Origin of the sequence: Oceanospirillum beijerinckii DSM 7166 (assembly GCF_000422425.1) — a bacterium.
In the GTDB taxonomy this organism is placed as follows: Bacteria; Pseudomonadota; Gammaproteobacteria; order Pseudomonadales; family Halomonadaceae; genus Oceanospirillum; species Oceanospirillum beijerinckii.
On sequence record NZ_AULT01000007.1, the window covers coordinates 127,237 to 146,731 of the forward strand.

Genomic DNA, 19,495 nt, shown 5'->3' on the forward strand with positions numbered 1-19,495 from the left:
TCTACCTTGTCAGCCCTTAGAACCAGAAAATGCTATATGTCCAACAAGCGGACCATTCCAAGCACCTAAATATCCGGCTACTCTTGCTTCGCTATCTCTCTAGACCTTCAGATCAATCTGCTGAACAGTGCCGACGCCACCATCTTCCTTCAAGAAAACACCGCTGCTACGCAGTAAGCCCAACTGTTCATTATCACTGCTACGATTCAGTGAGAACTTGGTATCCGCATTACCCAGATAAATAGCACCAACGTTTTTATCCAGTAAAGCGTAAAGTTGCCCATTACCCTCTGCATCAGGCACCCAGATTCTTAACTGGCTAAAAGCAGCATCATCCTCATCCAGAAAGCCATCGCCATCTTCATCATAGGCACGAAGATCAGCAAAACCATTGCCACTTTGAGCACCAAATAGCTCGGTACCATTATTAATTTTGCCGTCACCGTCTTTATCCAACGCCAGGAAACCTGAACCTGCTGTCAGTTGGGACAGGTCTTCAACCTTGCCGTCCGCATCAATATCAAAACGGAAAGTTTCATGATCTTTCAGACCAACACTGGACGAATCAAAGTTAATCACCAAAGGGTCTTTCAATGTTCCCGATACAACACTCATCACCTCTTTGGACTGAAAAGAGCGACTTAAACCCAGCTCCAGCTGCAGATCAATTTTACGACCATCTGCTGTGGTCACATGACCTGATGCGGCAAACCGCGTGAACTCCTCTTCATGGTAAGTTTGCTCAGAATGATAATCCATCCGCCAACCATATTGAGGCTGCTCGTCTCCCGGAGTCGCATTTGGCGAACCGACATACCCCTCCATCTTATCGGCGATCTCATTCAATTCCTTTGCATTCTCATCGATCTTTTGTAGCTCGTCACTGTCTATTAGCTTGAAATGTCCACCAAAAACCTGCTCCATCAAGTGCACTAAAGTACGTAGCTTCAACTCTTCTATGTTGTCGGGGAAGTCATCTTCACTTTCTTCGACTTCAGAAGCTTTGACAACACTGTCAGCATCACGATCAAATTTATCCTGACCGTTCGCCGGAGCAAATGACAAGCCTAATCCTAACCCTTTACCATTACGTCCAGGCAAGTTTGGTAACGTTTCCTCTCCTGCTGCGACTCCGTGCATACCCAAAGCCACATGAGCAGAAACAGAGCGGGATTCCATCTCCAATGTACGCTCCCCTTCTGGGGTGCGTTCAAAGTATCTTATTTTTTCTTCTTTCTCTGTGTAAGCCCGGGACTCATGAGCAGAAATAAAAGAAATTTGTCCTTGTTGAATTCTCATGACACCACCTGTCATTAATGGATGAACCTTATTCGGTTATCGGCGGCAAAGACTCAATATTGAATGAGCGCTTTTCACAAAAAATCGAGAAAAAGAGACTAAAAATACTGTTATCTTCTTAGAAATATACCCGAAGGAACAACCCGAGAAAGCTAGAAAGCTATATTGTTATTAATGATACGGTAGCGGATAAAAATTCGAACTTGGATTTAAGCAGTTAGTAGTGGTACCAGTAAAACGACTTCAGTTACCTCCCCAGTCCCTAAATTTCCTTAAGTAACCTACAAGCGGATCTGAGAGGGCATGGTTACAAATCAGCCCAGCTTTTTAACAAAGTTTCCAATCAACTTAGCAGCCATCGAAGAACGTTCTTTAATGGGTAATTCATCACCATTAAGCAGGTCTAAAAAACCTTCCAGATTTTCTGCTTCATGATCATCAACTTTTTTAAATGCCATGGACCAGTCTGGAAAATCTCTTTTCCCGATAACTTGATCAGTCAACATAACCATTCCCGTCACACGGGGATCATTACTGATGGCGTTATACAGGTGATGCAGCTCATGCGCCTCTCCTTCCAGAACTTGCAAAAAGGTAGCCTGGTAGTACAACAGGATGCCTGTGATATGGCGCTCTACATTACGCCCTTTTGCATCTGCCAGCAGTTCGATCAGATCATCTTCACTCAGTGGCCGAGTGGCGGAACAAATGTAGATCAATTGGTGTAAGTGGTTCATTATTTTTATCCTATCCTGCAACTTGTCACCCTTGTCAGTGTATGACGAATCTCTATTAACTGCCTCTTTTCCTATCGATATAAAGCCTTGCATGATATCAAAAGTGTATTCTATTGACGGGCACCTTTACCTATAGCGGAAGTCTCAGATCCAGGCATCTCATATACAACCGGTTACCGTATTTTTGGACTGTTTATTGATTAGCTCACCCTGCCCTCCAAGCCAAAACAGAGCCTTCTATACCAAAGATTGGACAAAGTAACTGAAGGCATCGTAGAAAATATCAACTCTCAGTCACGGACTCTGCAGGTTAAATTATTCAGGATCTGTACAGGTGATACGCCTGCCACAATAAAACTACGGCTAAGGTTAGTTTAAACACCAGTGTTGCTTGCAGGTAAGGGTAAGGAATAACTATCAACAGGCCCAGCACTAAGCCAATGGCAGACAACGCCAGTCGGCGCTGAGTTTGTTTAGGAATACTGCCCCTATAGCTTCTCATCTTTCCTGTCAACCAGGCATAACCCAGATAACCGGTGATCCAGCCGATAGCTCCTCCAAGAAAAATATCCAGCGGCCAGTGCACGCCGATAGCAATTCTTGATAGCCCTACCAGAAAAGCACCGGCTACTAGTAATAAACAAACACCAAATCTGTCCCGATAGAGATAAAACAAGCTTCCGGCGATAAACGCCCCCGTAGCGGTATGACCTGATGGGCGGGCCGGACTGTTTTTATCAGTCTGGATAAAATGAAAGCTATCTTGTGCCAGCACAAGATGGGGACGAGTGACATCCAGAAATTGCTTGAGACCATAAACCAGAAGAAGGCAGACCAGGCCGGAAACGAGAAGGTGTAGCATTATGCCCGGTTTCTGACGTACCAAGAGCAATAAAATAACCGCAGCGCTGAGTGTTTCACCAAAGTGAGTAGTGATCTGCCAGAAAATATCAGGCAGAAAACTCAGAAAACTATTCAGCGCATAAAACAGGTTTTGGTTTGTATCGGTCAGCCAAACTAGCAGATAAGCCAGTAAGTGAGCACCGACGACCACCACAAAAAGCTTGGCGCTTTTATGGCGGCCGTTGATATGAGAATCAATGTGAGAGTTATTAAAATTGTTGTCTGCAGTCATTTCAAGGTAGCTTCCATGTAACCAAATTGTTTCTGTGTATCTGATTATTGCGGCATAACCTGTTAATGTTGATCCGGGTGTATGGTTTGGTGGCACATCGCCTGAGCTGTCGCAGGATCATGGGTGATAAGGATATAGCTGATCTGATGTTTCTCTTGCAGGGATTTCAACAGCGCGACCACCTGTTTCTGAATACTTTTGTCCAACGCCGAGGTGGGCTCATCCAACACAATTAACTTCGGTTTTAGAATCAAGGCACGGGCGATTGAGATCCGCTGGCGCTGACCACCGGAAAACTCGTGGGGATAGCGGTGGCGACTATCAAGATCCAGTCCCACTTCCTGCATCACCTCACAGACCTTATGCTCCATCTCTTCCATAGTTAGTTGGAAATGCACCTTAAGACCCTCAGCGATAATATCGCCGACAGTCATACGGGGACTGAGACTGCCAAAGGGGTCCTGCAGCACCACCTGCAGATCTTTACGGAGCTCACGCAGGGCCTTGCCTTTTAACTGATGTAGCGGCTGATTATCAAACAGAATCTGGCCTTCACTCTGAATAAGACGCAGAATCGCCATACCCAGTGAAGTCTTACCGGAGCCGCTGGCCCCTAAAAAGCCAATGCACTCACCTTGTTTCAGGCTAAAGTTGGCTTCGGTCACTGCCTTGATATAACCGACTACCCGTTTAAGTACTCCTTTGCGTATCGGATACCAGACATTAAGATTATCAACCCGAAGAATCTCTGTGGCATCACTTTGCAGAGGCACAGGTTCACCCTCAGGGGCTGAGTGGATCAGCATATGGGTATAGTCTTCTTTAGGTGACTCAAAAACCTGCTCGGTATCACCCTGTTCAATAATATGACCGTATTGCATCACGCAGACACGCGGGGCGTAGTCGCGCACGATATTCAGATCATGGGTGATTAAGAGCACCGCCAGTTGATACTTCTGTTGCAGGTCTTGAATCAGATCCAAAATCTGGCGCTGAATATGAGTGTCCAGTGCAGTAGTGGGTTCATCGGCAATCAATAGCTTGGGGTTGTTGGCAATCGCCATGGCGATCATTACCCGTTGGCGCTGGCCACCGGACAGCTCGTGAGGCAGGGCACTGAAGCGCTCTGCGGCGTTTTCGATACCCACTTCATCTAAGCGTTGCACCACTTCATCCACCAGCGCCTGACCCGCAACCGGGCGGTGCAGCTGAATAATCTCTGAAATCTGTTTACCGATAGACTGCAACGGGTTTAATGAGGTCATCGGCTCCTGAAAGATAATACCGATCTCATTACCGCGAATTGCTTGCAGTTGTTTGGGTGTTTTTTGGGCAAGATTATCACCGGAGAAGATAATATCGCCGGAGAGCATCTTGGCGCTGCTGGGTAGCAGTGACGGGATTGATAACGCGCTTAGGGATTTACCCGAGCCACTTTCCCCCACTAAGGCCAGGGTTTCCCCTTTATACAACTCAAAGCTCACGCCTTTAACCACAGGAGACTGATTATGAAAGGCGATGCTGAGATCACTCACCTGTAGCAGCGGTGTGTTACCGGCTTTGATGTCAGCCATGTTGCCTGCTTGACCGGCTATATTTCCAGATTGACCCGTTGTATTGGCTTGCACTGCTCTGTTTGCTTGTTCTGTTGTCTTGGATCGCTGCTCTGTCATACCTGACGCTCCGAAATATGTCGAGGGTCAAAGGCATCACGTACACCTTCACCGATAAATACCAGCAGGGTCAGCATAATAGATAACACGGCAAACGCACTGATACCTAACCAGGGCGCATGCAGGTTAGCTTTACCCTGAGCCACCAGCTCACCCAAAGAAGCAGAGCCCGGTGGCAGGCCAAAACCCAGGAAATCCAGTGCGGTTAAAGTGGTGACCCCACCGGTAAAGATAAACGGCATAAAGGTCATGGTGGCCACCATGGCATTGGGCAGCATATGTCGCCACATAATCAGGTAATTCGGAACACCCAAGGCTTTAGCCGCGGTGACATATTCCAGGTTACGGCAGCGCAGGAATTCTGCCCGCACTACGTCCACTAGTGCCATCCAGCTAAACAGCAGCATAATGCCCAGCAGCCACCAGAAGTTGGGTTCAATGACACTGGAAAGAATAATCAGAATAAACAGCGTAGGAAGGCCAGACCAGATCTCAATAAAACACTGACCAATCAGGTCAATTTTGCCACCAAAAAAGCCCTGAATCGCACCAACGGCAACACCGACCACGGTGCTGCCAATGGTCAGTGCAATGGCAAACAGCATAGATATACGGAAACCGTAGATAACCCGGGCTAAAACATCCCGCCCCTGATCATCGGTACCCAACAGGTTATCGGTTGTGGGTGGACTCGGAGCGGGTCTGTCCAGCTCATAGTTAATGGTGTCATAACTGAACCGAATAAGAGGCCATAATATCCAGCCGCCTTCCGCTTTAATCAGCTCCTGCAGGTAGGGGTCGGTATACTCCGCTTCGGTGGCAAAATCACCGCCAAAGGTGGTTTCCGGGTAAACAGTAAAGACCGGGCTGTAATAATCGTTTTTGTACTGAATCAGAATCGGTTTGTCATTGGCAATCAGCTCCGCAAACAGGCTGAGTACAAACAGAGTGAGAAACAGTACAAGAGAGTAGAAGCTACGCTTGCTGGCAACAAAACTGGCCAGCCTGCGCTGAGTAATCGGTGATAAGGCGCTTATGCCTTTCTTTGCAGCGGCATTCTTTTCTGCATTGATAGACTGCACATTAGCAGATGATTTTGAATTCATAGACGAGTGAGCCATCTTATTGATTCTGCGCCTCAAAGCTGATTCGTGGGTCAACCAGGATATAGGTGATATCGCTGACCAATTTCAGAATCAGACCGATCAGGGTAAAGATATACAGGGTGCCAAAGATCACGGGATAATCCCGCTGCATTACGGCCTCAAAGCCTAATAACCCCAAGCCATCCAGGGAGAAGATCACTTCAATCAGCAGCGAACTGGAGAAAAAGATGCCGATCAATGCAGCAGGCATACCAGCGATAATCAGCAGCATGGCGTTACGGAAAACATGGCCGTATAACACACGGTGTTCTGAGGTACCTTTGGCACGGGCCGTCATCACATATTGCTTATTGATCTCATCCAGAAAGCTGTTTTTGGTCAGCATGGTCAGTGTGGCAAAGCTGGAAATTACCGATGCCAGTACCGGCAGGGTGATATGCCAGAGATAGTCGCCTACCTGCTCAAGAGGACTCATCTGATCAAAGTTTTCTGAGGTCAGTCCCCTGAGTGGGAACCAATCAAAGTAGCTGCCACCGGCAAATACCACGATCAACATAATGGCAAACAGAAAGTTAGGGATAGCGTAGCCGACAATGATGACACTGGATGACCAGAGATCAAACTGGGAGCCGTGTTGTACCGCTTTTCGAATACCGAGGGGAATAGAAACGGCATAAACAATCAATGTCGTCCATAAACCCAGAGAGATGGAAACCGGCATTTTTTCCAGAATCAGATCCAATACGCTTTGATCCCGGAAAAAGCTATCACCGAAGTCAAAGGTCATATAGTTGCCGATCATCTGAAAAAAGCGCTCATGGGCCGGTTTATCAAAACCAAACTGACGCTCAATCTCCGCGATCAGTTCGGGATCGATGCCTTGCGCACCACGATATTCGCTGTCACCGGAAGACTGAAGCTCGGTTTGCTCCGAGGCTCCCAGTCGGGTGCTGGATTGACTATCGAGGCCATCCAACTGCGCAAGTACTTGCTCCACCGGCCCGCCGGGAGCAGCCTGCACAATAATAAAGTTCAGCAGCATGATACCGAACAGCGTCGGTATCATCAGCAGCAAGCGTCGGACAATATAGCTCCACATAGCGGGTGATTACTCCTCAGACCACCAGGCGTCCATTGCCAGATCATACGGCGGCATCTTTTCCGGATGCTTCAGGTTGTTCCAGTAAGCGACGCGGAAAGCGGTAATGCCCCAATGCGGAATCACATAATGTCCCGATAGCAATACTCTATCCAGAGCCCGAGTGGCCGTGATCAGGGTCTGGCGGTCTTTGGCGGTGATGATTTTTTCCACCAATGCATCCACTACCGGGTTGCTGACACCCATAATATTGCTGGAATCGGTTTTATTGGCGTATTCGGAGTGCCAGAACTCCCGCTGCTCATTACCCGGTGAGTTGGACTGACCGATGCTGTGCACGATCATATCAAAGTCAAAGCTACGTACCCGATTAATATACTGAGTGGTATCGACGATACGGATATTCAGATCAATGCCAAGACGCTCAAGGTTTTTCTTAAACGGATGCACGATACGCTCAAAAGCGGTGTCGTATAGCAGCATTTCGATCTCAACCGGTTTGCCGTTTTCATCCACCCGCTTGCCATCCACAATAGGCCAACCGGCTTTAGTCAGCAGACGGGAGGCTTGGCGCAGTTCTATACGGTTGCGACCATCACCCTTGGTCTCTGTCAGCTTAAACGGCGTGGTAAATATTGAGGGATCAAGCTGATCTTTAAAGGGGTTGAGCAACGCCAGTTCCGCCTCAGAAGGCAGTCCACTGGAAGCCAGTTCTGAGTTAGAGAAGTAACTGCTGGTGCGGGTATAGGCGTTATAAAACAGATTTTTATTGGTCCACTCAAAATCAAAGGCTAAGTTGAGCGCTTCTCGCACCTGTTTGTTTTTAAACTCATCACGGCGCAGGTTAAAGGCAAAAGCCTGCATGCCGGTCGGATTCTGGTGTTTGATCTCTTCTTTGATGATCTTTCCGTCTTGTACTGCGGGGGTGTCATAAGCGGTCGCCCAGAACTTGGAGCTATTTTCACGACGGAAATTCAGATTACCCGCCTTAAAGGCTTCCAGTGCTACCGTACCGTCACGATAGTACTCGTAAACGATTTGATCAAAGTTATAGCGACCGATGTTGAGCGGCAGGTCTTTTGCCCAGTAGTTTTCATTGCGTTGATAGGTGATAGAGCGCCCATTATCGATTTTTCCCACTGTATATGGACCAGAGCCTAGTGGTGCATCCAATGTGGTTTTGGTGAAGTCTTTATCCTGCCAATAATGCTTGGGCAGAATCGGTATCTGACCAATAATCAGCGGCAATTCACCGTTTTCTGTGGTTTTAAAGTTAAAACGGACCTTATAGTCGCCATCCTGATTGATCTCGGCGATATCAGCATAGTAAGCCCGATAAAGAGGGCGGCCATCACGCATTAATGTTGTAAAAGAGAAGATCACGTCTTCAGCGGTCACCGGATGACCGTCGTGGAATTTTGCTTGGGGATTCAGCTCAAACTCTACCCAGCTATTGTCATCAGCACGGGTAACACTTTTGGCCAACAGGCCATATTTTGAGAGGGCCTCATCAGAGGAAGCTTCTAATAGAGTATCGTAGATCAGGCCAATGCCTGCTGCAGGCACCCCCTTGATAATAAAGGGGTTTAAAGAGTCAAAACTGCCCAGACTGGATTGCTTGAGCACACCGCCTTTAGGGGCATTAGGGTTAACGTAATCAAAGTGGGCAAAATCTGCGGGGTATTTCAGGTCGCCATGCATGGCGATACCGTGCTGCGGGCTGGCAGCATGGCTCAGGCCGGCAACGGATGCTGAAAGGAGTACGAATAAACTGCCGTGGCCGAGCACTTTTTTGATCGTTTGCTTAAGCGGCATGGATAGGCTCCTGCTCTAATTTTTCTTTATTGATCAATATACTACGATCTTTGTCTTATATGCCATAGCATAAGGGCAGGATTATGTATCCTTGATGCATGCTTATGCTGCGGACGAGAAAAAAGGGTGCTGAATAAGCACCCTTTTATGACTGACTTCTGTCAGGATAGTTCTAAATAGACTGACCGCGACTAAACACGTTCACTTCAGACATTGTCTTACCGCGTTAATGATTACGGGTTACATCCACATACAGGGTCAGACTCTGCCCGGGTTGCAGATATTTTTTCCTGGAAATTTTATTCCAGCTCACAATATCTTTTACCCGTACATTAAATTTATCCGCAATACGGGCCAGGGAGTCACCCCGGCGCACCTTGTAACCCACTTTACGAATGATTTTACGTTTATCACTGCTGGCTGATGCGCTGCTGGCACTTTTTTTCGACCAGATCACCAGTTTCTTACCCGGTTTCAGCGGATCAGTTGGTGCCATGCCGTTCCAGCGCGCCAGCTCTCTCATTCCAACTTTGTGCTTGCGGGAAATACTCCAGAAGCTGTCGCCTGATTTGACGTGGTACTCAACGCGCTTGCCTCCGGCATGGCTGCGATCGTAGTTCTGTTTTTGCTTCAGACGCTGTTTGGCACTCAGGGCATAATGTTTGGCATTGGCCTTCGGAATGGGGATCAGCAGCTTTTTGCCCGCACGAATCGAGTTGCCTTTGATCTGATTCGCATTACGAATCATCTGTGGCGATGTATTAAATTGCTTGGCAATTCGAATCAGGCTATCGCCTGATTTAATGGTGTAACGCTGCCAGCCCATTCGTTGAGAAGGAGGAAGCTGTGACAGATTTTTCTTAAAGGTGTCTGCTTTTTCGACCGGCACCAGCAAACGATGGGGGCCGTTAGGCGATGTAGCCCATTGGCTGAAGCCTGGGTTGAGCAGATAAAGCTCATCAATGGTGATCTCGGCCAGTTTGGCCGCCTGAGCCAAATCAATCTGAGCCTTAGTATCAACCGCTGTAAAATAGGGTTTGTTAGGAATACTTCTGAAATCCAGGCCATAGTGATCCGCCTCTTTGACTAATTTAGCCAGAGCAATCAGCTTGGGTACATAAGCTTCAGTTTCATTGGGTAGGTTTAAAGACCAGAAATCTGTCGATTTGCCCGCTTCACGATTTTTTCGGATCGAACGATTAACATTACCGCCTCCGGCATTGTAGGCCGCCAGTGCATGTAGCCAGTTGCCATCGAAACGATTATTCAGCTTTTGCAGATAGTTCAGCGCGGTATCGGTGGAATCGATCACATCGCGACGACCGTCATACCACCAATCACTTTTGATGCCAAAGTAGCGGGCAGTAGAAGGAATAAACTGCCACATGCCAGAAGCACGACCATGGGAATACGCAAAGGGATCATAAGCACTTTCTACAATGGGCAGCAGAGCCAGCTCTCCCGGCAGACCTTTGGCTTCGATCTGCTCTACAACATGATACAGATAGCGCTCAGAGCGGTTAAAGACACGCTCCAGATATCTGGGATTGCGTTTGAACCAGTTCAGTTGTGCCTGAATACGTGGATTGTCCACATCAAGGTCCATCTGGAAATTCTGTAGCAAACGGTGCCAGAGATCATAATCAGGCACAGCGCTGGGTTCAGTGCTTTGAAGGGGACTACCACTTTTTGTGACAGAGTGTTTAAGCAAGCCCTGTTGAGCCAGGTCCTGCTCGTTCAGGGCTTGTAATGCCTGCAATTTGTGCAAACGATCCTGAGGGCTATCGGCTTGAGATCCGTCAGTCGCTTTTGTTTTTTGATTCAGGCCACTGGTGGCCTGCAGAGCTTCATCGACACCTGCGCTGCTTTGATCTTGGGTCTGGGTTTGTTGTGTGACACAACCGCTGAGTAGCGCTGCCAGAGAAACAGGCAAAATAACGCTATTCTTAAAGCGTGTGGTTATCTTAAGTCCTGTATGACGTGTAGTACCCTTTAGCAGGGTGTGAGTAATAAGCATAGGTCTTGGGTGCCTTTGCGGCCTGATAATCTTAAGTACTGATACCAGGCCTATCCGTTTAATTCTTGGTGTTCTTAGCGTGTTTTGTTATATATCGCTTGTATAGCCTCTATAGCCTATACCGCTTTTCGAGCTTATAAAGCCCCTTACTGCCTGAAAACAATCAGCTTAGAAGTTGTCTTTCCATTGACGAATTGAGGCAAAGACCTCCGCCGGAGCAGCAACCAAAAAGCCGGTTTGCTCTGTGGCTGCGCCAATGACAGCCGGTTGGTGGCTGCGCAGGAAGGGATTATGACATTTTTCATCCGCCATTGTCGTGGGTAAAGAAGGATGATCCTGTTCCCGGAGTTGATCAACTTTCTTAATTGCTGCGGTGACATAATGGTTGTCAGGCTCAACGGCTGCAGCAAACTTCAGATTGGCCTGGCTGTATTCATGAGTGCAGTAGATACGGGTTTCATCTGGCAGAGCGGCGAGTTTGCTGAGCGAGTCATACATTTGTTGAGCCGTACCTTCAAAGATGCGGCCACAACCGGCCAGAAACAGAGTATCGCCGCAGAAAAGAATCTGCTCATCGGCATTATAGAAGGCGACATGATCCAATGTATGCCCCGGTACCGAGATTACGGAGAAGCTTTGTCCCAGCACTTCAACTGTATCATCTTGCTGGCAAACCACATCGGTACACTTTGAAACATCAGCACCGTAGGCTTGAACCTGATAAGCTTGTTTCAGCTCATTCACGCCACCAGTATGATCAGCGTGGTGGTGAGTTATCAGAATACCGGCCAGTTGCAGATTGTTATCTTTCAGCACGCGTTTAACCGGTTCAGCATCACCGGGGTCTACAACCCAGGCTTGATTGGAATCTGCCTGAGTAATCAGCCAGATATAATTGTCGTTGAACGCTTTTATCGGTTTAATCTCTAACATAACGGCGATACCTGATTGCGGGCAAAAATTGAATCAGGGCATGATTATACACATCAAAACAAAAGTGTTTCGAGATTCTCTTGAGAGGCTAGTGTTTAAATGTTAGCGCTAAGCAAAATTCGGAATTCGGCTGTTAAGAGAGTTAATTAGGAGCATATGTGAAATTCAAAGGTTTCAGGAAAGATAAGCGTTTTCTTGAGGCATTTCAGGATGAGCTGGAATACTGGTGGCGACAACCACTGGGGCGAGCCTTATTAGATGCTGAACAACAGCGGCTGGAGCCCTTTCTGGCAAAAACCTTTGGTTATCATTTTTTGCAACTAGGGGTATCACCTTATGTTTCGCTGACACATCTAAGTCAGATCAATCACCCTATGGTCTGGAGCCCTAAATGGCTGAAAGATGCAGGAGAATCTTTGCTGGTGGCAGACGCCCACGCATTACCTATTCCTGACGACAGCATTGATGTAGTACTGATCCATCATCTACTGGATTTTGTTGACTCGCCTCATGTTGTGCTAAGGGAGGCCGGTCGAATCACTCAACATAAAGGTCATCTGATTATTGTTGGTTTTAATCCGGTCAGTAGCTGGGGGGTATGTCGCCATCTACGCTGGAAGAAATCAGTCCCCTGGAATGGCCGTTTCATTGGGCTTAAGCGCTTAAATGACTGGCTGACCCTACTGGATTACCGTATCGAAGATGTTGAAACCGTGATGTTACGCCCACCTATCAAGAGTAATCGCTGGCTACAGCGTACACGGTGGCTGGAGTCATCAGAAGGTGGCGGGCATTTTGGCGCAGCCTATATCGTTTGGGCAAAAAAACAGGTAGGCTGTGCGACCCCAATTCGAAGAAAATGGCAGCAAAATCAGTTTATTCCTGGCGTGGTGCCAACACCGTCTACAAAAGGTTTATCACGGGCTCGCAGTGAGTCAATAAAACGGCGAAGATAAGAAACTCTTTCTTCATAGCCAGAATACCGTGTGTTGCCGTGTATACATCAAAGCTGGGCATATATTTAAGTGCACCAACATAAACATTTTCACCCTCCGGCCAATGACCGGAGAGAACAAGAGTTTAGATGCCGGAAATGTTTGTGCGGGTGCTTATATTACTTTAAAAATCAATTCAATACGGTTTGTTAGGTGACAGTTTTGAGTGACATCGTAGTGCAGATATTTACCGATGGTGGTTGTAAAGGCAATCCTGGTCCAGGCGGCTGGGGCGCCATTCTACGTTATGGCGATGCTGAAAAAGAGATCTATGGCTCAGACCCTGAAACAACCAATAATCGTATGGAAATGACCGCTGCCATTGAAGCTTTAAGACTGCTGAAACGCCCCTGTGAAGTTGAATTGACTACAGACTCACAGTATCTACGCCAAGGCATTACGCAGTGGATTCATAATTGGAAAAAGCGGGGCTGGAAAACCGCAGATAAAAAGCCGGTTAAAAATAAAGAGCTCTGGATGGCTCTGGATGAACAAGTGCAAAAGCATCAGGTGAAATGGAAATGGGTGAAAGGTCACGCAGGTCACCCGGAAAATGAAAGAGCGGATGAGCTGGCCAATATCGCTATGGATGAGCTATTGGCCAAGAGATAAAACGTATTTATTCAGGGAGACGTTAACCCATAATGATCAGCGTCCAATCCTTGACCGATGGCAGTCGACCCTTGATAAATATAAGCAAACCGCCATTGACAGAAGATAGATTTTAACGAGACAGCTTTTTCCATGAGACAGATTGTACTGGATACAGAGACCACAGGTCTTGAGCCATCCCAGGGGCACCGGATTATTGAGATTGGTTGTGTTGAACTGATCAATCGTAAGTTTACCGGCCGTACCTACCATCAATACATTAAACCTAACCGTGAGATTGATGCCGAAGCGGTTGAAGTTCATGGCATCACCAATGACTTTCTGGCCGATAAGCCAGAATTCAGTCAGATCGCAGCGGATTTTTTTGATTTTATCCGTGGTGGTCAGCTGGTGATCCACAACGCCCCCTTTGACGTGGGTTTTATCAATCATGAGTTCCGTCTACTGAATGACTCTCATGGTGTTAACTATGGCGAAGTGGCTGATCATTGCCAGGTACTTGATACCTTAGTACTTTCTCGTAAAATGCACCCAGGCTCCCGACACTCATTGGACGCCTTGTGTAAAAAATACGCCATTGATAATTCTCATCGTGAGCTACATGGCGCTCTGTTGGACTCCGAGATTCTGGCAGATGTCTACCTGATGATGACCGGTGGCCAGACCGCTTTAAATCTGGCGGCAGAAGACGATGAGGGTGAAGGGGGTACAGGTAGTGTACTGTCGATACGTCGTTTACCGGCAGGTCGTACACCTCTGCCTGTTATTACAGCCTCGGAAGATGAGTTAAGCCGACACAGTGAAAAAATTGAAGCCATTGACGGTTTGTGGAAACAGCTACAAGGTTAAGGAATACCCATGGCCATAACTCAGGCAAAAACAAAACGTCGGTTATTTCTGCTGTTTGCTCTGGTGTTGTTTATTGGCTTACTGGCGCACTTCCCTGCCCGTCTGGCCTGGCCATTGATTAACGAGCAGATCACAATACCTAAGGCCTGGCAGATAGCGCAGTTGAACGGCTCAGTCTGGCAGGGCGAAGCCCTGTTGAGTCATAGGCTAACGCCACAAGCTCCTTTGGAGTTCAAGCTCAGCTGGCATATCAGTCCTTTGCTGTATTGGCAGCAGGGGCTGCCGGCTTTGTTGAAAATCAAACACCCAGGAACAGACCTTAAGCTGCTTGTTGGACCTGATGGCTTTTCAGGAATTCAGGCTAAAGCTCAGGGGACACTGCACCCTTTATTACTTAATCCCTTTCTCAAAGAAAATAAAGCCTGGATTGAAGGTCAGATCGATTTCCGTAATGTTCACCTGACTTATCAATTTGATAATAAAGTATTCGCTCAGGGCGCCATAACCTGGCAAGGTGGCGATACTTACTTCCTCGGCAAAAGAGATCCCATATTGATTCCTTATCCTTCGCTGGCACTGCGCTTAAACAGTTCAGAAAAGGGCGCTGTAGGGTATTTGACGACGCAACAAAATGACCAGGCCTTGGCTGAAGTGGCTTTACAAAATGATGGCTGGTTAAGCGCTAAAGTCTATGGAAGACTTAAACAAAGTGTGCCCGGGTTACCTGTGCCCCGTCGGTCTGCAGATGAGACCTTGTTTAAATATCAAGAGAAGGTTTGGTAAGGGCCGAGACTATGGAAAGCACTGCGACTCATCATCTGCTCCGTTTTTTGGGCATTTTATCGAACTTAATTAAAGCGGCGATTGTGGTTGTGATCGCCTGGCAGCCGTCACAGTTGATCTGGTACATCTCCACTCCCGATAATCCTGTTGTCTTATCCAACCAGAAAATGGAGCAATGGATGCTGGCCGGCGCTGAACCCTTATCGCTAGATAAACGTTTTATCGCCAGCAACCTGTTCACCAACAAACCTGTGGTTGCGGCTAAACCCAAGCCGGTTGTAGCACCAAAAACAGCCTTGAATATGGTGTTAAAAGCGGTTTTTGTTTCCACTGATGACCGGCCATCCGGGGCCATCATTGCTGTGCTTGGTCAGCCTACAGAGTATTTTTCTGTCGGTACGGAACTTCAACCGGGTATCAGGTTAGTGGATGTGCTTGCAGATTATGTGGTACTTGAGCGGGGGGGAGAGCGTGAGTCCCTGTTTTTCCCCAAGGAGAATACCCTGGTTCCCTCTGCCTTAGTGCAAAATAATCAAGCTCTTAACACATTACCTCAGCGAGAAGTAAATCAGGGCTTCCAGCCTCAGGTAATAACAAATAAAGCGTTAAAGTCATTGCCTAAGACCAGCCTGGGGAGTGATATTCAGCGTCTGAATCCCAGAGCATTTATGAGTAAATATCAGGCGCTGTTAGAGGAAAACCCACAACAGGTTTTGGATGAAGCCGGTATCAGTGTCGCGCCATCGGGCGTGGGGTATCTTATCGGCCAGAGTCAGTATTCTTCTTTCCTGACATCTGCAGGCCTTAAGATAGGCGATGTAGTGCTGTCTATCAATGGACAGATGTTGGGCAATACAAATCAGGATGCCCAGTTAGTGGGCACTCTGGCAAATCAGAAAGAAGTGGATGTAGAAATCCAACGAGGCAGCAGACAGTTTATGGTCTCTGTGCCGATTGGTCGTCGCTAAGCGAGAGAGAGTTATCGGAGCCAATATGGAGTTTAGGTTGTTTAAAAGAGTATTAGCGGCGAGTCCTAAGGTCACCTTGGGATACCCTAAAATTATCGCCGTATGTCTGTTAAGCCTGTCATTGAGTGTTCAGGCTGCAAGTCCGTCTGGTAGCATCAATATCAAGAACACAGAGATTGATGCCTTTATCAGCATGGTGGCCAATATTACAGGTAAAAGCTTTATTGTTGACCCCAGGGTCAAAGGTAAAGTCACCATTATCTCTCAGGAAGGTATGCCTGCAGACTCGGTGTATGAGCTTTTTCTGTCCGTATTAAATGTACACGGTTACGTGGCCATTGAGAGCGGGGATGGTGCGGTCAAAATCATCCCCAGCGCGACCAGTAAACAGGAAGGTAGCATCAGCCGGGCGAAGAAAGGTGATAATTTTATCACTGAGGTGATTGTACTTAAAAATGCAGAAGTGTCCGAGTTGGTCCCTGTATTGCGCCCCCTGGTACCTCAGTACGGTCATCTGGCCGGGGTGCAATCATCCAATGCGCTGATTATTTCTGATCACGCAGGAAATATTACCCGATTAAAAACACTCATTCGGAGTCTGGACAACAGTCAGGATGAACAGATTGATGTGATTCCGTTAAAACACGCCTGGGTGGGCGATCTGGCTCAGTTATTGGAACAACTGGTGCCTGAAGTAGGTAAGGCCAGTAATAGAAAAGTTGGCCAGCTCTCTATCGTGGCAGATGAACGTTCCAACCGTTTGATTGTTAAAGGCTCATTGAAAGATAGGGCTAAGATTAATGAGTTGATAACCCGCCTGGATCAGCCTTTTGAAAGCAAGGGGATCACTCAGGTCATACCGCTTAACTATGCAGAGGCTACCAAAGTTGCTGAACTGCTATCCAAGCTGATTGATGAACCTCAGAAATCCTCCGAGAAAAGCACCACTCAACAGTCGAATCAGTTCCAGGCAGATGAAGCCCTCAATGCTTTGGTTGTGCGGGCAGAACCTTCGGTAATGTCTGAAGTACGCAACCTGGTCTCCCAGCTGGACGTGCGTCGCGCCCAGGTGCTGATTGAAGCAGTGATTGTGGAAGTTACTGGTAATAATGGCGAAGAGCTGGGTGTTCAATGGTTGTTGGGGGATTTTGCTGACGGCCCTATCGCTGGCACCAGTTTTTCAAATGTAGGAACATCAACGCAGAATGTTGTGAGTGCGGTTGCCAGTGGCGGTACAACGTCAATCGGTACAATAAAGGGTGCCTTGGTCGGTGGTGCAGATAAGATTGGTAGCCTGGATGTGGGCGTGATCTTACAGGCGCTGGCAACAACGGGGAATTCCAATCTGCTATCCACGCCAAGTGTGATGACACTGGATAATGAAGAAGCTGAATTTATTGTCGGCCAGAATGTGCCTTTTATCACAGGTAGCAGTAATACTACATCGGATACCACTAACCCATTTACGACGATCAAACGGGAAGATGTGGGTATTACTTTGCGGGTCAAACCTCAGATTAACGATGATAGCAGTGTACGGCTTGAGGTGTATCAGGAAGTTTCGTCACTGGCGGCTTCTGACAACTCTCTGGATTCTGCTGACTTAATTACAAATAAGCGCTCTATTGATACGACCATTCTTGTTCAGGACGGTGACACTATTGTCTTGGGCGGCCTGATTCAGGATGATGAAGTAGAGTCCGTGCAAAAAGTACCTCTTTTGGGCGATATTCCTTTACTGGGAGCCCTGTTTCGCAGTGAATCGACAAATAAGGTTAAGCGTAATCTGCTGGTTTTTCTGCGACCTAAAATCATCAATGATATTGCAGGCTTAAAACAGTTAACCCAAAGTAAGTATCAGGGTATTTATAGCCTGGAAGGCAAGAATGGCGATGTATCCGTCAGTGCGGATAAAGGTAAAGGCAATATCGACACTCTGTTTAATGGGCACAGGGAAGGGCCATGAGTTCAGAACTACCTGTCATCACCCCTCTGGTTCAGCTACCCTTTTCCTTTGCTAAAAATCAGGGGGTTTTACCTCACTTTGAGCAGGAGCAGCTAGTATGTATCGCCCGTGAACCGATTAACTGGGCTGCCGTGGGTGAGATGCAGCGCTTAATGGGCGCTATTAGTCGGGTAGATACCATTTCCAATACTGAGTTTGAGCAACAGCTGACACTGAGTTATCAGTCTGACTCCTCGAAAACCATGCAGATGGTACAGGGTATTGGTGATCAGATGGATCTGGCCAGTCTGGCTGATTCGGTCTCTGAAACAGAAGATCTTTTGGATCAACAGGATGACGCGCCGATTATTCGTCTGATTAACGGCCTGCTGCAGGAAGCGATTCGTGAAGCCGTGTCAGATATCCATATCGAAACCTTCGAGAAACGCTTACTGGTACGTTTCCGTGTTGATGGGGTACTGCGTCCTGTAGTAGAACCTAAACGTGAGTTAGCGCCTCTGCTGATCTCCCGTATCAAGGTAATGGCCAAACTGGATATTGCAGAGAAACGTATCCCGCAAGATGGCCGTATCTCGCTGCGTTTAGGTGGCCGTGAAGTGGATGTTCGCGTTTCAACCATGCCGTCCAGTAATGGCGAACGTGTCGTACTGCGTATTTTGGATAAAAATGCCGGTCGCATGGATCTGGCTCAGTTAGGCATGTCTCCTGCGCTGTTGGCCAGCTTAAAGCAGCTGTTGTATAAGCCCCACGGTATTTTTCTGGTGACTGGCCCCACAGGCTCCGGTAAAACCACCACGCTGTATACCTCGTTAACCGAGTTAAACGATGCCTGTCGAAATATTCTTACCGTAGAAGACCCTATCGAGTATAACCTGGAAGGTATTGGTCAGACCCAGGTGAATTCCAAAGTGGATATGACCTTTGCCCGAGGTCTGCGTGCCATGCTACGTCAGGATCCTGATGTGGTGATGGTGGGTGAGATCCGGGATCTTGAAACCGCTGAGATCGCGGTACAAGCCAGTTTGACCGGTCACTTGGTGCTATCCACGTTACACACCAATACCGCGGCAGGTGCGGTCACCCGGATGCAGGATATGGGGATTGAGCCCTTCCTATTGGCTTCCAGCCTGTTAGGTGTGTTGGCTCAGCGTCTGGTACGGGTATTGTGCCATGACTGTAAAGAACCTTATCAGCCTGATGCCTCCGAGCGTGATCTGCTGGGTATCGCCCCCCATGATAATGTGCACATCTATCATGCTGTGGGTTGTGAGCATTGTAACCAGCAGGGGTATCGCGGCCGTACCGGTATCTATGAGTTACTGACCGTCGATGATGAGATTCGCAGCCTGATCCATCGCCAGGAAGGTGAGCAGAGCATTGAACGCTATCTGCGCCCCGATCCCAATAAGGCCAATCTTCATACCAGTATCCGACAGGATGGTATGCGTCTGGTGCTGGCCGGTGAAACCACACTGGAAGAAGTACTGCGGGTCACGCGGGAAGATTAA

16 protein-coding genes are annotated in these 19,495 nt (G+C 47.7%); 7 read left to right on the forward strand and 9 right to left on the reverse strand.

Translation table 11 applies throughout. From position 1 onward, the window contains the following. Nucleotides 1-99: 99 nt before the first annotated feature. The 9 genes from H579_RS23915 to gloB form a co-directional block, all read right to left on the reverse strand. Complete coding sequence (locus H579_RS23915) at nucleotides 100-1,299, reverse strand: EF-hand domain-containing protein (RefSeq protein WP_051227231.1); 1,200 nt, start codon at nucleotides 1,297-1,299, stop codon at nucleotides 100-102. Nucleotides 1,300-1,613: 314 nt separating this feature from the next. Continuing rightward, the gene (locus H579_RS23920; protein WP_051227232.1) at nucleotides 1,614-2,036 is read right to left on the reverse strand and encodes a BLUF domain-containing protein; all 423 of its coding nucleotides are present in this window, start codon (nucleotides 2,034-2,036) and stop codon (nucleotides 1,614-1,616) included. A 319-nt stretch (nucleotides 2,037-2,355) separates the two neighbouring features. After that, on the reverse strand, nucleotides 2,356-3,171 hold the full coding sequence (locus H579_RS27545) for a phosphatase PAP2 family protein (RefSeq protein WP_051227233.1): 816 nt from the start codon (nucleotides 3,169-3,171) through the stop codon (nucleotides 2,356-2,358). A 62-nt stretch (nucleotides 3,172-3,233) separates the two neighbouring features. Further along, complete coding sequence (locus tag H579_RS23930) at nucleotides 3,234-4,844, reverse strand: ABC transporter ATP-binding protein (protein ID WP_051227234.1); 1,611 nt, start codon at nucleotides 4,842-4,844, stop codon at nucleotides 3,234-3,236. Beyond that, nucleotides 4,841-5,950, reverse strand: a complete 1,110-nt coding sequence (locus H579_RS0102185; RefSeq protein ID WP_084623846.1) for an ABC transporter permease — start codon at nucleotides 5,948-5,950, stop codon at nucleotides 4,841-4,843. The genes H579_RS23930 and H579_RS0102185 overlap by 4 nt, the downstream gene beginning before the upstream one ends. A 16-nt stretch (nucleotides 5,951-5,966) precedes the next feature. Further along, nucleotides 5,967-7,049, reverse strand: coding sequence for a microcin C ABC transporter permease YejB (locus tag H579_RS0102190; RefSeq protein ID WP_028299301.1), 1,083 nt, complete (start codon nucleotides 7,047-7,049; stop codon nucleotides 5,967-5,969). A 9-nt stretch (nucleotides 7,050-7,058) separates the two neighbouring features. Next, entirely contained in the window at nucleotides 7,059-8,864 is a 1,806-nt protein-coding gene (locus H579_RS0102195) for an extracellular solute-binding protein (protein ID WP_036565085.1), read from the reverse strand. Nucleotides 8,865-9,090: 226 nt separating this feature from the next. Then, nucleotides 9,091-10,881, reverse strand: coding sequence for a lytic transglycosylase (locus H579_RS0102200; RefSeq protein WP_084623827.1), 1,791 nt, complete (start codon nucleotides 10,879-10,881; stop codon nucleotides 9,091-9,093). Between the two features lie 168 nt (nucleotides 10,882-11,049). Further along, nucleotides 11,050-11,814 (reverse strand): hydroxyacylglutathione hydrolase, encoded by a 765-nt coding sequence (gloB, locus tag H579_RS0102205; RefSeq protein ID WP_028299304.1) that lies wholly within the window; start codon nucleotides 11,812-11,814, stop codon nucleotides 11,050-11,052. A gap of 158 nt (nucleotides 11,815-11,972) precedes the next feature. Between gloB and H579_RS27550 the strand changes: the two genes are divergently transcribed. The 7 genes from H579_RS27550 (at nucleotide 11,973) to gspE (ending at nucleotide 19,495) form a co-directional block, all read left to right on the forward strand. Beyond that, nucleotides 11,973-12,770 (forward strand): class I SAM-dependent methyltransferase, encoded by a 798-nt coding sequence (locus H579_RS27550; protein WP_051227235.1) that lies wholly within the window; start codon nucleotides 11,973-11,975, stop codon nucleotides 12,768-12,770. Between the two features lie 201 nt (nucleotides 12,771-12,971). Then, nucleotides 12,972-13,421, forward strand: a complete 450-nt coding sequence (rnhA, locus tag H579_RS0102215) for a ribonuclease HI (RefSeq protein WP_028299305.1) — start codon at nucleotides 12,972-12,974, stop codon at nucleotides 13,419-13,421. A 132-nt stretch (nucleotides 13,422-13,553) separates the two neighbouring features. Next, nucleotides 13,554-14,270 carry a DNA polymerase III subunit epsilon gene (gene dnaQ / locus H579_RS0102220; protein WP_028299306.1) on the forward strand — a complete coding sequence of 239 codons (717 nt, stop codon included), beginning with the start codon at nucleotides 13,554-13,556 and terminating at the stop codon, nucleotides 14,268-14,270. A 9-nt stretch (nucleotides 14,271-14,279) separates the two neighbouring features. Further along, nucleotides 14,280-15,053 carry a type II secretion system protein N gene (locus H579_RS0102225; protein ID WP_028299307.1) on the forward strand — a complete coding sequence of 258 codons (774 nt, stop codon included), beginning with the start codon at nucleotides 14,280-14,282 and terminating at the stop codon, nucleotides 15,051-15,053. Nucleotides 15,054-15,064: 11 nt separating this feature from the next. Further along, nucleotides 15,065-16,021, forward strand: a complete 957-nt coding sequence (locus H579_RS0102230; protein ID WP_028299308.1) for a type II secretion system protein N — start codon at nucleotides 15,065-15,067, stop codon at nucleotides 16,019-16,021. 25 nt (nucleotides 16,022-16,046) lie between these two features. Next, complete coding sequence (gene gspD, locus H579_RS0102235) at nucleotides 16,047-17,987, forward strand: type II secretion system secretin GspD (RefSeq protein WP_084623828.1); 1,941 nt, start codon at nucleotides 16,047-16,049, stop codon at nucleotides 17,985-17,987. Beyond that, entirely contained in the window at nucleotides 17,984-19,495 is a 1,512-nt protein-coding gene (gene gspE / locus H579_RS0102240; RefSeq protein ID WP_028299310.1) for a type II secretion system ATPase GspE, read from the forward strand. The genes gspD and gspE overlap by 4 nt, the downstream gene beginning before the upstream one ends.